Consider the following 15,737-nt stretch of genomic DNA (forward strand, 5'->3'; position numbering starts at 1 on the left):
GCGGTGAACACCTAGCTACCAATAAGAATCCAACGGCAGAATGCACCCCTGCCGAAGAAAGAGGCTTCATGTCGACGACGACGTCAGCAACCCGGTTCGAAAACAAAATTGCGTTCGTGACAGGCGCAGGCAAGGGAATCGGCCGCGCAACCGCAATCGCGTTCGCGCAGGAGGGAGCACGACTCGCCCTCGCGGATTTCGACGACGAGGCCAACAGCCAGACGGCCAAAATCATCCGAAACGCAGGCGGGGAAGCCATCACAATACACGTCGATGTGACGTCGGAAGACGACGTTCGCTCGGCCATCGACGAAACCATGAGCGAATTCGGAAGGCTCGATGTCGCCTTTAACAATGTAGGCAGGATCCAAAGGCCCATCCCACTGGCGGAATCGACCGTCGACGAGTGGCGGCTGATCATGGACACGAACGCGCTCGGAGTGTTCCTCGGCATGAAATACCAAATCCCGGCGCTCCTAAAGAGCGGCGGCGGTGCCATCGTAAACACCGCCTCGGGTGCGGGGCTGCGTGGACGGAGGGGACTTGCCATTTATACGGCGGCGAAACACGCAGTTGCAGGGCTAACTCGGGCAGCCAGTCTCGACTACGCGCGCCAGGGTATCCGTGTAAATGCAGTAGCCCCCGGTCCGGTCGATACGGAACTGGCCCACGTGGTCACCGGTGGCAGCCAGGACGGCATAGCGGCTATGGAGTCCACACAACCGATCGGACGCCTCGGCAGGCCTGAGGAGATTGCTTCGGCAGTCCTTTGGCTCGCATCACCGCAGGCCGGCTACACCTTGGGAACCGTGGTGCCTGTTGACGGTGGACGCACGGCCGAGTAGTGGGCCTGGATACAACTGCCAACCCATTTCCACCACCTCAGCAAAGGAGCTAACGTGGCCAGCACAAATTCAATGACCGCAACGTCCAAATCGGCGGGGGGCACTCAGCTAGAGAAGTCTCGCGCGCGTCGCGCTGCCGCATCGGCTCTGGTAGGTGGTGCTCTCGAATATTACGACTTCTTCCTTTACTCTCTGGCTGCGGCTATCGTCTTCCCCACGTTGATGTTCCCGAGCGGCACCAGCGCCGCTACTGGGATCTTGCTTTCTCTCGGCACACTCGGCGTTGGGTACGTGGCCCGCCCCGCGGGCGCCGTAGTCTTCTCGCATTTTGGCGACAAGTTCGGCCGTAAGCGCATCCTGGTTTTGACGATCGTACTGATGGGGCTGTCGACATTTGTTATTGGCTTCCTTCCTACGTATGAACAGGTTGGATTTTTGGCGCCAACCCTTCTAGTAGTCATGAGACTTTTACAGGGATTGTCTGCAGGCGCAGAAACGACCGGGGCCAGTACGCTTACGCTGGAGTCCGCCCCGCACGGCAGGAGGGCGTTCTACACATCATTTACACAGTCAGGAAATTCCCTCGGCTTTGTACTCGCGAACGTCGCATTCCTACCAATTGCGGCCCTCCCCCATGATCTCCTGTTCTCCTGGGGATGGCGCATCCCCTTCTTCGCCAGCGCCATTGTCGTGGCCGTCGCTTTGATTATGCGATCGAAGCTCGAGGAGGCGGTCATCTTCATCAAGGAGGTCGTAGAGGAGCACAAGGAGATCAAGATCCCACTCTTCACCGCTCTCCGCCGCTATCCGTGGGGCATTATCAAAGTCCTTCTGCTTACGACGAGCGCCTCAATCGGTACCATGCTCTTCACGTTTGGACTGGCCTTTGCGACTCGGCCTGAGTTCGGGATCGAGATTTCGTATACCACCATGATCTGGGCCTCCATCGCCGGATATGGAATTAATGCGATTGCTCAACCCTTTTGGGGGCTTTTTTCGGACCGCATCGGTCGCCGTCCGGTGATCATATTCGGCGCTATTACTTCTGCAGTAATGACATTCGCTTATTTCGCCGCCATCGTTGCACACAACATTCCAATGATATTCGTGTCAATCATTTGTGCTTTCTCCATCTTCTACGCAGCAGTGAATGCCGTAAGTCAAACGTTCGCTGGTGAGCTGTTCGACGTCCGTGTTCGATACTCTGCGTCAGCAGTGGGCTTCAACGCAGGCATCGTGGTGGTCGGCTTTGTGCCAGCCATTGCCACGGCCTTCGTCACCAGGGACAACTGGATAGCAGCGCCAATCATCGTCGCGATCACATGCATTGCCGCAGCCCTTGCGGCCCTGTTCTCGAAGGAAACGAGCAAGGTACGACTTGAAGATCTTGGATAAGTCCATGCCTCATTGAGCCGAAATTGCTTTCACATTGATTTTGAAAAATGCAAGCTTCCAAAAAGGCTGTGTTCCAGGAGGTGCGGCGAAGATCGAATTTCGCCGCACCTTTCGGTTTTTCACGTGAGCTGTTGCCCGTCGTCGGTTTCCGGCGGCAATCGCACATGTCCGGCAAGCCCCTCGAGAAGAAGGCGTTGGCGCCACTAAGGCGGCGTGTGGGGCCATGGGCGCAGTTCTGCGCGGACCTGGCGGACTAGGCCCGAGTGCTTCAACGGAAAGTCGAAGCCAACTGCGGGACGAATGCATTAGTCGAGCTATAGCGGGTGGCAGAGAACTCTGATGGCGGAGCGCACAACGGTTTCTCCGCAAAGCTGCTATAGGCGGCGTAGGCCAGTGCGGCCATTCACACAGGCCGGGAATTTACATCCCTAGTTTCGATTCGCAGGACACTCGCGGAAGGCACCGAGGACGTTGCCGTCGGTGCCTTATTAGGTCCCAACGAAAAAGTGCGTCTCCCGCTGAGCATGGGAGCCAACGCCAGAGAGAGGACAGCAAATGCCCGCGGTGACGCTGGCCTCCAGCCCAGAGGGGACAGACCTCGCTTGGCGTCGCACCGCTATGTCCCGGGTTGTTGCGTCGGCACCGCGTCTCTGGTGTTGTCCACACGGCCTGGGTCACAAGGCACCCGTCCCCAGCGCTACCGCGCATCCAGCATCTGGCGTGGCGCAGAGACTGCAGCCCCGAATTAACGGGATAGCAGGGAGATATAGACCTATCACAAATGGGTATTGGTGAGGCCGATCCATAACAGACAGTATGGAATACATCATCTTCGATGCCTAGCTGGCCCCTTCTTTACGCCACACTCCCCAAGGCACTGACACGAGCACCGCGCGAAAGATAAAGAGATGCTTCAAAACACCAGTACTTCCGGTTCCACCCCGCCACAGTCCGGATCCACGCCGGAGGCCGACTCCCGCAGGGTTCTACGGGGCAGGGGCGCTGCCCTGGCCCGCAATATGGAGGCCAGTCTCAGCGTCCCAACCGCTTCGACCATGAGGACGTTCGAGGTCTCCGGTCTCATGGAGTGGCGCGAAAGGCTCCGCGACCAGGGGTTCAACGTTCCTATCGCAGCCGTGCTCGCGACCGCTATGGCCCGGGCCGCACAGCATCAGGTTGCTGCGGTGCGTCGCCGCATAGAAAATGACGGTTCGGATCTCGTGCTTGTGGAAGAGGGCAGCGTCAACCTCGGAGTTGCGGTCGACGTCGAAACTTCGGCCGGGCACTCCATCATGGTGCCTGTCATCCAGGACGCAGCCAATCTCACCTTCCCGGAACTGGTTGAGCGTCTCGGCCAGCTCTCGCAGGAGTGCAGGACAGGCACTATCGCCGTTGCCAAGCTGCGCGGGGCGTCCCTCATCCTCACCAGCACGGGCCGTTTTGGTTCCACAACAGGTGTGCCCCTGCTTCCCGCCGGTCCGGGCATCATCGTTGCCGCTGGGGCCATCGGAGTCCCCGCGGGACTCGAAAAGCTGGCCGCCACCCATCCCGTAGACCCCGTTTTGACGTTGTCTTCAACCTATGACCACCGTGCCATTCAGGGAGCAGACTCCGGCAGCTTCTTGGGAGCCGTAGAAAAATTCCTGCGGTCGCAGGAGTTCCTTGCGCAGCTGGAACAGGAAATACTCCAGAATGAGCCTGACCCCCTGCTTGACCTCCCGGCGTCGTCACAGTCCGGCGCCGTACGGTTGGCCGAGTTCAACGGTACAGCCAGTACAGCCGTCGCCCGGCTGGAGCCCGTACGGGCCCGTGTCGAAGGCTCCTGGCTGCCCGACGGCGTCGAAGTCGAGTTCGCACACCTGTCCGATCCGGAAGCCCGCAGCTGGCTCGCCGACCTGATCAGGCACGGAACTCCACAGCCCGCCTCGGCCCGCCGCCTGCAGGCGCTGCGGCTTGCAACCGAGATCGACGTCTTCGAAACGTACTTGCAGACCCAGTTCCTCGGGCAAAAAACACTGTCCGTTCAAGGCCTTGAGTCCTCGGTGCTGGCGCTGGCCGAAATGGCCGGACAGGCCGCCGGGAAAGGCTACACAGAAACTGTGCTGGGCATGGCTCACCGCGGCCGGCTCAGCATCATGGCCCACATCCTCAACTGGCCTATGGAGCGGATCCTGGCCGAGTTCCTGCCCACTGCGCACTCGACACCGCACGCGCGTTCCGGGGATGTCCGGCAGCATCTGGGCGGCAGCGGCACGTTCACCGATACAGACGGTTCGTCCCTGGGCGTCATGCTGGAGCAGAACCCCAGCCACCTCGAATTTGTGTCCCCAGTGGCCCTCGGCGCCGCAAGGGCTAAGCAGGACGACCTCGTGGCGCAGGGCCTCACCCCGCATGAGGCACGCCGTAAAGTGCTTCCCGTCCTGCTGCACGGAGACGCCGCTTTCACAGGTCAAGGCGTGGTGTACGAGACCTTCAACCTGCAGCGGCTCGAACCGTACAACGTGGGCGGAACGATTCACATCGTCCAGGACAACCGACTGGGCTTCACGGCCACTCCCTTCCAACTCCGGTCCACGACCTGGCCCTCCGACGTCATCCGAGGCTTCGACGTACCCGTCATCCACACCGACGCGGACGATGTTGACGCCAATCTCATGGCGGCCACGATCGCCTTTGAGTACCGCGAGCGGTTTGGCACGGACATCGTGATCCACGTCCAGGGCTACCGGCGCCATGGCCACAACGAAACTGACGAGCCCCGTTACACCCAGCCCGTCTACTACAGCGATATCGAAGAGCACCCACCTGTGCACGAGATCTATGCGTCCACCCTTACGGCGGCCGGGCTGGTGACGGACACCTACGTCGCTGACACCCGGGCCACTGCCAAAAAGCATCTGGTTGGAGCCTTGGACAAAGCCAAGGTCTTTGATCTCAATTCTGTGGTCACGCAGGAATTCGTGTCTCGCCCCGACGTCCAGGACAAGCTGGGATCCATCACCGCATCGTGGGTCTCCGAGGTCCTCGAGGTTTCTGAGCAGTCCCGCGATGACGTCATCATCCACCCGAAGCTGATGAAACAGTTCGACAAGAAGCGGTCCCTGCGTGACCAGAACTTCGTGGTTGACTGGGGCCAGGCGGAGCTGCTTGCCCTTAAGCTCATCAACCAGGCCGGAGTCCCCTTGCGGCTTACGGGTGAAGATGTGGAGCGCGGTACGTTCAGCCACAGGCACATCGTGGTCCACGATGTGCAAACCGGAGACAAGGCCGAGCGGTTGACGTTTGGCGACGCGCCCTTCCTTGTGGCTAACACCCCCCTGACCGAAGTGGCCACCGTCGGCTTCGAGTACGGCTACGGCCGGACGAATACCGGTTCCCTCCAGTTGTGGGAGGCGCAGTTCGGCGACTTCGTGAACGTGGCCCAGGTCATCTTCGATCAGTTCATCATGGCCGGGCGCGACAAATGGGGCCGCGAAAGCCGCTTCGTGGCGCTGCTCCCCCACGGCTGGGAAGGTGCCGGACCCGAGCACTCCTCGGCACGCCTGGAGCGCTTCCTCCAGTTGGGTGCCCGTGACAACGCCCGCATCCTGATTCCCACTACTGCGGCCCAGTACTTCAACGCACTGGTCAACGCCGCCGCGATGGACGAACCCCGCCCGTACATCATCTTTACGCCTAAGTCATTGCTGAGGGCCGAGTCAGCCAAGTCCGCTGTGGAGGACTTCACCGCGGGCACCTTCCACCCAGTCCTGGCAACGGGGGCGCCCAGTGAGGAGACCCGCCGTCTAGTGCTGTGCTCCGGCAAGGTGGGCGTGGAGGCCAAAGAACGTCTGGGTGAAGGCGTTCGCCTGCTCCGCATCGAACAGCTGTACCCGTTCCCGCACGAAGAGGTCATGAGGGAAGTGGCGGCTGCCGGTGAACTGGAAGAGATCGTCTGGCTTCAGGAAGAACCCGAGAACATGGGTGCATGGAGCTACGTCCTGCCCAAGCTGCTCAAAATGGGCCTGGGCCGGTTCCGCCTCGGTTACGTAGGCAGGCCAGAGGCAGCATCCCCCGCCGAAGGCTACTCATCCGAGCACAAAGCGGCCCAGGAACGCCTGTTGGCGACGGCGGCCCAGGCTGGCACCGTCGACTTCCGCATCGGGTAACCATTCGACCCGCGTCCAACCGGTCAGAGGGGCCTAAAGTAACCAAAGACTCAGGTCAGGCGGTGTAGGGATCCTGCACCGCCTGACCTAGTGAAGGGAACCAGCGGTGTTCGCAAGTACGAAGTCAGCCGTCAGGAGAACGCAACATTCTCCAGCACTCCGGATCCGTGACGAGCGGCCACAAGTACTCACCGGAATGCTCCGGCTCCAACCCCCGGGGCACTCCGGAAAACGAATAGTTACTTCAAGAGAAAGGAAATCATCATGGAATACCGCTACCTGGGACGTTCAGGGCTGAAGGTCTCCACCATCACCCTCGGAGCGATGATGTTTGGCGGTCAGGGCTTTTTCGCGTACGCCGGCAGCACCGGCCTGGATGAAGCGAAACGGCTGCTGGATATTGCGTTCGATCACGGAGTGAACCTAGTCGATACTGCAAATGTCTACTCCTATGGCGCGTCCGAGGAGATGCTGGGCAAGGCGCTAAAAGGTCGGCGCGACCGGACGCTCGTCGCCACAAAGGTACGCATGGGTATGGCTGACGGTCCGAATGACGGCGGGCTGTCGCGGCATCACATCATCGCCCAGTGCGAGGCCAGCCTGCGCCGCCTCGGCACCGACCACATCGACCTGTACCAGGTGCACGAGTGGGATGGACAGGTTCCTCTCGAGGAGACGCTGGAAGCACTGGACTCCCTCGTGCGTTCTGGCAAAGTAAGATACATCGGCAGTTCGAACTATGCCGGCTGGCAGCTGATGAAAGCCCTCGGGGTCTCCGAGCGGAAGGGGTATCAGCCATTCGTCTCGCAGCAGATTCACTACACGCTGCAAGCGCGGGAGGCCGAGTACGAACTGCTGCCGATCGCGGAGGACGCAGGCGTCGGGGTGCTGGTCTGGAGCCCACTGGCTGGTGGCCTGCTCTCGGGCAAGTATCGGCGCGGGCAGCCGGCACCGGAGGGCTCCCGCCAGCTCGCCGAATGGAATGAGCCGCCGGTGCGCGACGAGGGCGCGCTGTATGACATTGTGGAAGAGCTCGTCGCCATCGGAGATTCCCGCGGGATCTCGGCCGCCCAGGTTTCGCTGGCGTGGCTGCTGGGCCGTCCAGGGATGTCGTCGCTCGTCGTGGGTGCTAGGACTGAGGAGCAGCTCTTGGACAACCTTGCCGCGGCCGACATTGCACTCACCGCAGAGGAGTGCGACCGTTTGGATAAGGTCTCGGCACCGCCGTTGATCTACCCTTACTGGCACCACGCCAAGTCCGCTTCAGATCGACTCGGCCCGCACGACATCGTCCCCAACGAGGCATTAAGAAACAGCCGGTCATAAATGGGGACCTGCAAATAAGGTGGGGCTCGGGGTGGGCAACCTACGGCAAGCCCGAGCCTCACCCCGTCTACCCACAAGTACCTTGGAGACCGATGTGAGGGGCGCGCTGTGCCTGTCCCTACGCTACCGGCGAGCCCCGGCCCACGCGGCTACCGCTGCAACAGCATCGGCGACTGGGGTAGTGCCGTCAGTGAGCTCGGCGATAGTACGGCTCAGATCGAGGTTGTGGGGGCTCCGGCAAAGAAAGCTGCGACGTTGTCGCGGCGGACTCCTGCTCCACGAGCGTAGGCATGCGGTATCGAGTGCGTCGCCGGGCTCGTCGAGGATATGGCTGGGGCGGACGACGGTCCAGTCAAGGCCGGCGTCGGTCAGACATACTTCCACACGTTTTTCGTCCGCAGATAGTGAGCGTAACCCTCGCTGATCTGCCAGGGTGCTCCAAGGGCGCCTGGGGTCAGACACCCATGGCGCGGCGCATGATTGAGTCGAAGGCGCGGTCCGAGAGCAGCCGGCGCAGGAAGACCAGGGGCCTGGCCCCGAAGCCGACGCGGTAGCGGGTGCGCGGCCGTCGGGCATTGGCGATCTTGACGATGGTCTTGCCGATGACCGCCGGCTCCGACGTGGTGCGCGCGTTCGGTGCTGAGCTCGCGGCGAGGGCCTTGGCGGCACCGTTGGCCATGGTCGCGTACGCGCCGGTACTGGAGGTCTCTTTGAGCTTCTCCGCGGCGATGGCGCCCCACTCGGTGCGGATCGAGCCGGGCTGGACGACCACGACGTGGATGCCGTGCTGCGCGGTCTCCATGCGAAGGGCGTCGCTGAGGGCCTCGACGGCGTACTTGCTGGCGTGGTACCAGCCGCCTAGCAGCGTGGTGAATTCGCCGCCCACGGAGCTGATGTTGATGACCGTGCCACTGTGTTGGGCGCGCATGTGCGGCAGCACGAGCTGCGTCAGGCGGGCCAGGCCGAAGATGTTGACCTCCATCTGAGCGCGCGCCTCGACCATCGGAACGTCTTCGATGGAGCCGTAGGCGCCGTAACCGGCGTTGTTGACCAGGACGTCTACGCGTCCCGACTCCCGGATGATGCTGTCGACCGCGGTGCGGACCGAGTCGTCGTCGGTGACGTCGAGGCTGAGGACGTTCACACCTGCGTCCTGAAGCGCGGACATCCGCTCAGTGCGCCGTGCGGCGCCGTAGACGGTGTAGCCCGCTTCCTTCAGGCGCAGCGCCGCGTCGGCTCCGATCCCGGAGGAGGCGCCGGTGACGAGAGCCACCCTGGTGGGTCTGGACATGTCGTTTTCCTTCTCATTCTCGTGCCTTGGTGCGTTGATGGAAGTTCCGGCGACGACGGCAGTGGTCGGACGACCAGTTCCATCCAACCGGTTAGTTACATAGTAGGCCATTACGCCTCGGCTGTCAACTGGCTAGTTGGTTGTATGATCGGAATCATGGCCACCCGGGACTCCGCCGCAACGAAGCAGCGCATCCTCAACGCTGCCACCGCCGAGTTCGCCGAGTACGGACTGGCTGGCGCACGCGTCGACCGGATCGCGATTCGCGCCGAAGCCAACAAGCAGCTCATCTATGCGTACTTCGGCAACAAGGAAGACCTGTTCGACAACGCCCTCGCGGCCAACATCTCCCTGTTGCTCGACACGGTGCCCTTCACTGCCGACGACCTCCCCGAGTACGCCGCGGCCCTGTTCGACTTCGCGGTCGCGCACCCGCAGCTGATTCGGCTCGCGCGCTGGCACCAGCTCGAACGGCCCGGTGTCATGAATCAGCTACCCGAGACCGCGGCCTCGAACGCGCTCAAGCTCGACGCGATGGCCGCCGCGCAGCAGAGCGGCAAAATCAGCGACGAGTTACCCGCCGACCAGTTGTTAGCGCTCCTGCTCACGCTGATCCACGGCGGCGCCGAGACCCACATCGCCTCCGAGGACGGTCTCGCAGTCCAGCGAGAAACGCTCGTCGCGGGCGTGCGGCGGCTCACCTTCCCCACCTGATCAGCTAACGGCGGAGGACACCTCGCCGACATCGCGTCCGGCACGCAACAGCTGCTACTTCACGATGGTGGCAGTCGACGACCCGAGACGGCCGCTCCCGGGGACGCCCTCGTGCCGACGAACATTGATGAACGACGTGGGTGGGATGCCTGCTCGCGACACGAGCTGCTCGCGAGCAGACGAGTTTGGGGTAGGCCTGGTCCGCGGAGTTCATTTCTCCAGATGGGCACTTGGACCAGGGACGACTGTCGATCATGACGCGCAGGGGGTCGGCGCCGGCCTTAGTCTTAGCCTCGACCCACCCATGAGCGTTGTCTGAGTGGTCGGCCTTGAGGTCGGCCCTTGGGCGGTGAGGGGTCGGTGGTCTGTCTGGCCTTGCTTCCGGGTCGTCCAGGAGTCCTAGGTTGTGCCGTCGCCGGCTCGGTGGTCAGGTCGCTGGTGCTGGTGGTGGTCCGCACACCCTGGTGAACAGCTCGGTCCAGGGGTGTTCCCAAGGCCAGGCGGTCGGCAGCAGGTGCAGGGTGATTCGTCGCGCTGACGTGGTGGTCCGCAGACCCCGGTGTGCTGACGTGGTGGTCCGCAGACCCCGGTGAACAGCTCGGTCCACGATTGTTCCCAAGGCCAGGCGGTCGGCAGATGCAGTGTGATTCGTGGCGATGCGTGCCGGGACGACGATGAGCTTGCGGCGGATGGTCGCGGTGGTCGCCCTGGCCAGGACCGGTCCGGTCAGGTTCGCGGCGGCACGGGTCAGGTTTAACGCGATCACGGCCAGCACCAGCCACGCCAAGTTGGCCGCGAAGCTCGCCGAGGGCAGGTGCGCCAGCGCGGAGTTCTTCAGTCGGCATAGACCTGCTCGATGATCGCGTGGCCGCGGTGGGTCTGGTCCGCGGCCACGGTGTCAGCCAGAGCTTGGTCGGTGGTGAAGAACGCGTGGAACCGTGCCGAACAGGGTGTCGTGGCCGTGCGGCTTGGTCGGCTTGAGGTCCGGGATCCGGCGGACCACCAGCCGGCCAGTCACCCGCTCGGCCTTCTTGCGGGAGGTGAACGCGGACCCCGGCGACCTCGGCTCGCGAGATCCACGTGTCGGTATCGAAGACCGCGTCGGTACTCGATCGGGGTCCAGGGTAGGACTCGATCGAAGCGATCGCAGCCCGGACCCGCTTGTCGAGGCGGACGGTGACCGAGACGTCGGCGCCGGCACGCAGTGCGGCGTTGACCGAGTCGGCACCGTAGAACGCCGAATCGGCGCGCACCAACAGCCTGGTGGCGGAGGTGACCGGCGGCGCCGGTGTCATCGCTGCGACGGTCTTGAGCGCGTCAGCGACCGGCCGCTTCGCGCCGCACGGTGAGCCACACGATCCCTTCCGTGCTGGACCGCGACCACCGGTGCGGACCCGAAGGTGGTGGCCGTGGCCAGCAGCGCGTTCAAGCCACGGACCCCGGAGTACCCGTAGCCCGCGCCCTGCTTGGCATAGCCGTGGACCTCGATGATGGTGTCGTCGACATCGACCATCACCCGCTCGGCCGCCCGGTCCGAGGCCGCGCGATGAGCGGTGCTTGCTCGGCCAGTGGCAGCAAGAACTTCGAGGCGACCGCGTCGAGCTGTCCGACGTGGCCGAAAGCGAAAGACCGCAGGAACGAGCCCAGCGTCGAAGACTGTAGGCGTTGGCGAAGACCCGACCCATCCCGCTGTGCCGCAGCAGCGCCTTGTCATCGATACTGTCCGCGCCAGCGACCATCCCCGCGACCAGCGAGGTCACCTTCGGCCCGGCATTCGCGCCTTGTCCGTCGGCACAGTCAGGTGCCGGTCAGCGATCGCATGCAGTCCCGCGGAGCGGGCCAATGCCACGACCGGGACCACCCGGCCGACGACACGAGAGTCGGATCATTGAACACTGCCGAGGTCATCCGCGGCGTGTGGCAGAGTTGCATCTCTACGAGATGCCCTTCGTGCTGGTTGGAGTCGGTCCCCGAAGAAATCCGATTTTCCCAGCCCGCAAGGGCATTCTCACCTCACGACTTGCTCATCCCACCAATCTCATCGGTCGATCGAGGCTAAGAGTCGCGCCGAAAGAGCTTCAAGCCGAATTGTTGGTGGCGGCCCAGCTGGCGAGCAGGATGATCTTGTCGGCTGATTCGGAGCCCTCGTCCGGCGTGTAGGTACTAATGGACAAGCCTGGTTCGCCGGGCATCTCGAACACGTCGTAGGTGAGGTCGAGGTCACCGACCTCGGGGTGGCTGTACACCTTCCGGCCGGTGCGGTGCTCGTGGACGTCGTGGTCCGCCCAGTCCTTCCGGAACTGGGGGCTGCGGGTGGCGAGTTCGCCGATGAGTTCCGTGATTTCGGCGTTGAGCGGGTCACGGCCAGCCTCGTAGCGGAGCATCGCTGCGTTCAGGCTGCAGGCGAGCGGCCAGTCGGCGTAGTAGTCCTTCGCTCGGGAGTCGAGGAAGATAAAGCGGGCCATGTTGGGCCGGTCGGAGTCGAAGTGGGGCGAAAACAGCGCCCGTCCCAGAAGGTTCGAGGCAACGAGGTCCTGGCGGGCGTTGTAGACGACGGCGGGCACGGCCAAGTTGTCGAGCACCCGCTGGACCGACGGGCAGACGGCGACGGCCGCCGTCGTTCGTCCCGTGGCGTTCGTGACCGGCGAGGTGACGCGGGCGAGGTCCAGAAGGTGTTCGCGTTCGACGTCGGACAGGTGCAGCGCGCGGGCGATCGCATTGAGCACGCTGTCGGACGCGCCGTGGATGTTTCCGCGCTCCAGCCGCGTGTAGTAATCGACGCTTACGCCGGCGAGCTGGGCGACCTCTTCGCGCCGGAGGCCGGGCACGCGCCGTTCGTCGCCGAAGTCGGGCAGCCCGGCCTGTGCGAGCGTGACGTTCGCGCGCCGGGAGACGAGGAACTTCCGGATGTCGTCTTTTTTGCTCATGTGTTCACGCTATGCCTAAGGGGGACGGGCGGGAGCCCAGTGGCCCCCGCCGGGTTGGTTTGACCGTGTGTTTCAGAGGGTGAGAAGGACCTTGGTGGCGGTGCGCTCGTCCATCGCCTTGTACCCTTCCGGCGCCCGGTCGAGGGGAAGCGTGAGGTCGAAGACCTTGCCGGGATCGATCTTCCGGTCCCAGACCATCTGGATCAGGTCCGGCAGGAATCGGCGCACCGGCGCCGGGCCGCCGAGGGTGTGGATTCCGGCAAAGAACAGCTCGATGCCGGGGACGTGGACGTCGTAGTTCACGCCGACGTAGCCGAGGTGTCCTCCGCCGCGGGTGGCGCCGATGGCCTGCATGAACGATTCCTGCGTGCCCACCGCCTCGACCACCGAGTGCGCACCCAGCCCGCCGGTCAGTTCCTTGATCTTGGCGATGCCCTCGTCACCGCGCTCTTCGACGATGTCCGTCGCGCCGTAGAACCTGGCCAGCTCCTGGCGGTCCTTGTGCCTGCTCATGGCGATGATCCGCTCCGCGCCGAGTTCCTTGGCGGCGAGAATCGCCATGAGGCCCACCGCCCCGTCTCCGACGACGGCCACCGTCTTGCCGGGTCCGGCCTGGGCGGCGACGGCTGCGAACCAGCCGGTGCCCAGCACATCGGACGTGGCCAGCAGCGACGGAATCAGCTCCGGATCGGGCTGCCCGGGCGTCGCCACCAGGGTTCCGTCGGCGTAAGGGATGCGGGCCTTCTCGGCCTGGGTGCCGATCTCAGCGACGAACTCTGCATGCACGCACTTGGACTGGAAACCTGACTGGCAGATCTCGCAGGTATTGTCGGAGATGACGAAGGATCCGACGACGAAATCGCCCACCTTGACGTTCTTCACCTCCGCGCCGACCTCCTCGACCACACCGACGTACTCGTGCCCCATCACCTTGTGATCCGCCGGTTCGATGCCACGGTAGGGCCACAGGTCCGATCCGCAGATGCAGGTCGCCGTCAGCCGGATAATCGCATCAGTCGGGGCGATGATCTTCGGGTCCTCACGTTCCTCCACCCGGACGTCCCCGGCGGTGTACAGGACAACTCCACGCATATGACTCTCCTAGCTTTGCTGCTGCGCGCCACGAGCGCGCACCATTGCTTCGGGTGTTTGATACTCCTATTAGACATTTAGTGATGCAGGCTGTGGGAGGCCATGCGAGAACCCCCCAGCGTTAGCCGCACCATCAGCGGTCCTAGCCAGGGGCAACAATTTGACGACATGGGTTATAGGTATGTCTTCCTCACCCTGCTGGTCGCCCCGAAACCGATGGAGTCAGCAGCATGCCTCGCATAGCCAACAGCGGCACAACAACCCCCGGTTCACGCTTTTACGCTGCTGGATCCAGGATCAACATCACCTCGACGCCACCTGCCCTCGGCGTGGCAAATTCTTCGACCGTTGCAAGGCAACGCGTGTCGCAGGATCGCTTATGGGCCAACAATTAATGCGGCCTTTCATCGAGAAGGTCATGCTGCCCTGTGCCGAAACTGTCATGACCAAGTAACAGGTCACTGCGTAGGCCAACGACGCCAAAGGAGATCTCACCTTGAAGAAATGCGGCAGCAGAACCATATCCGCAATCAATTCGGGGACAGGTCATGCCGCCCTCCCCCGCACCCACCATGGATAAGCAGATCAGCCACCAACAGCCGTAAGGAGGCACCTGGTGAACACCCAGCGACGCACCAAAGAAACTCACACCGAATATCTCACAGGTCATGTCGGCCGAGCCATGAACGCCCATGAACTGGTAACGAACAACAACCCGTCCATCCAGGAAGGCAAGGAGGCACCCGGCCACAGCACCGGCCACCAATGAAAAAGGCCCCCGAAGGGGCCTACAAGTGAACAAATGTCCACAGTCAGAGGCTAAAAAGCCTCTGAACAGGGAAAACACGTGCCCGAGGTGGGACTCGAACCAGCCGCTCCCCCTGCAAATCCGCCCCTCTTTCGAAAACATCCCCAATCCGGCCCAGTCCGATACCGGTACAACCGAATCCGAAGCCGAGGGTGTGGACAGTGTCCACACCCTCTTTTTGTGAGCAATTTGAGCCCCAAACCAGTCCGAGTGCGACGGCCCTTTGGGGGAACCCTCTCCACGACCGGCCGCCGCTCCGCCCCGTGCAATACCATTCCAGGGCTCAGCCGCAATCCGACGAACGACTCTGTCTGAGCAATTCTGTGTGAAGCAAGCCGAGGGCTGGGCTTCAATATACGTCATAGCGTTATCACCTCCTTCGAACTTCTCATGGGCGCAGACCACAGAAGAAGGCATGACCCGAACCTCGCCCTATCGAGCACCGGACTGCGGCAAGGCCCGGCACCTTTCAACATGCGAAACGCCGGTGACCTGCGCTTCAAGTGACCCGTCACTGGACGAGAGAATGGCGCATCCATCCGGGGGGTGATGCGCGACCGGGTCGCCACGGCTGGCGCCGGGATGCTCCGCACGATGTTCCTGGCCGGGGCTGCCAGGTTCTGCAGAACCAACAGATGCACACCCGCGACGACACTGACGACCGGCTGGTTTTCGCGGAACGTCAGCTGCTTGAGCACCTCCTCCGCCTGCTGCGGTAATACGCACAAAACGGCCACGCCGCTCTGGTCGATGACCTCTTGGTTGGTGGAGGCGGCCCCCGCTGTTTGGAAGCGCCAGCTAGGTCAGCGGAACGAGCCTGACTGCGCGGGGAGAGCATTATGTGGGGGGCTGCGCGACGCCTTCGCAGAGGCCGACGACAATTGACGAGGCGATAGACCCGACGCCGAGTATGCCGAACGTGGTCAAGCGAAAGTCCTTTCGTTGAGAGGTGGAGATGCAAGCTCCTTGCCAGGCGGGCATGGGGCGGCCACGATGCTTCGAGACGACCGAGGAACCCCTTGCCACGGTCGCTAGAGCGGTCCGACGATGGTGACGTTTCCTGGAATCGCGGCGCAGCATCACAAGGCCCTGCATCACAAGGAGTTCAGCCAAGCCGAACCGGCAAATCCCCTTTTGAGCGAATCCAGGCAGGGCGTCACTGATTGCTGGAAACACCCAGAATCGGACTGC

Annotated in this window: 9 protein-coding genes and 2 pseudogenes; 6 read left to right on the forward strand and 5 right to left on the reverse strand. The window is 62.9% G+C overall.

From position 1 onward, the window contains the following. Nucleotides 1-68: 68 nt before the first annotated feature. The 4 genes from ABIE00_RS13210 (at nucleotide 69) to ABIE00_RS13225 (ending at nucleotide 7,714) form a co-directional block, all read left to right on the forward strand. Nucleotides 69-845, forward strand: a complete 777-nt coding sequence (locus ABIE00_RS13210) for an SDR family NAD(P)-dependent oxidoreductase (protein ID WP_354260917.1) — start codon at nucleotides 69-71, stop codon at nucleotides 843-845. A gap of 54 nt (nucleotides 846-899) precedes the next feature. Then, a complete protein-coding gene (locus ABIE00_RS13215; protein WP_354260919.1) occupies nucleotides 900-2,240 on the forward strand; it encodes an MFS transporter in 1,341 nt (446 codons plus the stop codon). A gap of 908 nt (nucleotides 2,241-3,148) precedes the next feature. After that, nucleotides 3,149-6,388: a 2-oxoglutarate dehydrogenase E1 component gene (locus ABIE00_RS13220; protein ID WP_354260921.1), complete on the forward strand. Its 3,240-nt coding sequence runs from the start codon at nucleotides 3,149-3,151 to the stop codon at nucleotides 6,386-6,388. A gap of 264 nt (nucleotides 6,389-6,652) precedes the next feature. Beyond that, entirely contained in the window at nucleotides 6,653-7,714 is a 1,062-nt protein-coding gene (locus tag ABIE00_RS13225) for an aldo/keto reductase (protein ID WP_354260923.1), read from the forward strand. Between the two features lie 454 nt (nucleotides 7,715-8,168). Here ABIE00_RS13225 and ABIE00_RS13230 read toward each other — a convergent pair whose 3' ends face one another. Next, nucleotides 8,169-9,005, reverse strand: coding sequence for an oxidoreductase (locus ABIE00_RS13230; RefSeq protein ID WP_354260925.1), 837 nt, complete (start codon nucleotides 9,003-9,005; stop codon nucleotides 8,169-8,171). Between the two features lie 156 nt (nucleotides 9,006-9,161). Here ABIE00_RS13230 and ABIE00_RS13235 point away from each other — a divergent pair, with 156 nt between their 5' ends. After that, nucleotides 9,162-9,719 carry a TetR/AcrR family transcriptional regulator gene (locus ABIE00_RS13235; protein ID WP_354260927.1) on the forward strand — a complete coding sequence of 186 codons (558 nt, stop codon included), beginning with the start codon at nucleotides 9,162-9,164 and terminating at the stop codon, nucleotides 9,717-9,719. A gap of 570 nt (nucleotides 9,720-10,289) precedes the next feature. On the opposite strand, the pseudogene ABIE00_RS13240 reads toward ABIE00_RS13235, so the two are convergent. From ABIE00_RS13240 to ABIE00_RS13250, 3 genes and pseudogenes are all read right to left on the reverse strand, one after another. Beyond that, nucleotides 10,290-11,651, reverse strand: a pseudogene (locus ABIE00_RS13240) (IS1380 family transposase); the annotation flags it as partial. 146 nt (nucleotides 11,652-11,797) lie between these two features. After that, nucleotides 11,798-12,646 carry a helix-turn-helix transcriptional regulator gene (locus ABIE00_RS13245; protein WP_354260929.1) on the reverse strand — a complete coding sequence of 283 codons (849 nt, stop codon included), beginning with the start codon at nucleotides 12,644-12,646 and terminating at the stop codon, nucleotides 11,798-11,800. A 72-nt stretch (nucleotides 12,647-12,718) separates the two neighbouring features. Beyond that, entirely contained in the window at nucleotides 12,719-13,738 is a 1,020-nt protein-coding gene (locus tag ABIE00_RS13250; protein ID WP_354260931.1) for a zinc-dependent alcohol dehydrogenase family protein, read from the reverse strand. Between the two features lie 616 nt (nucleotides 13,739-14,354). On the opposite strand from ABIE00_RS13250, the gene ABIE00_RS13255 reads away from it, so the two are divergent. Next, nucleotides 14,355-14,507, forward strand: a complete 153-nt coding sequence (locus tag ABIE00_RS13255; RefSeq protein ID WP_354260933.1) for a hypothetical protein — start codon at nucleotides 14,355-14,357, stop codon at nucleotides 14,505-14,507. Between the two features lie 398 nt (nucleotides 14,508-14,905). Here the strand turns inward: ABIE00_RS13255 and ABIE00_RS13260 are convergent. Beyond that, nucleotides 14,906-15,310 (reverse strand): annotated as a pseudogene (locus tag ABIE00_RS13260) (hypothetical protein); the annotation flags it as partial. Nucleotides 15,311-15,737 lie beyond the last annotated feature (427 nt).

The organism is Arthrobacter sp. OAP107 (assembly GCF_040546765.1).
Lineage (GTDB): Bacteria > Actinomycetota > Actinomycetes > Actinomycetales > Micrococcaceae > Arthrobacter.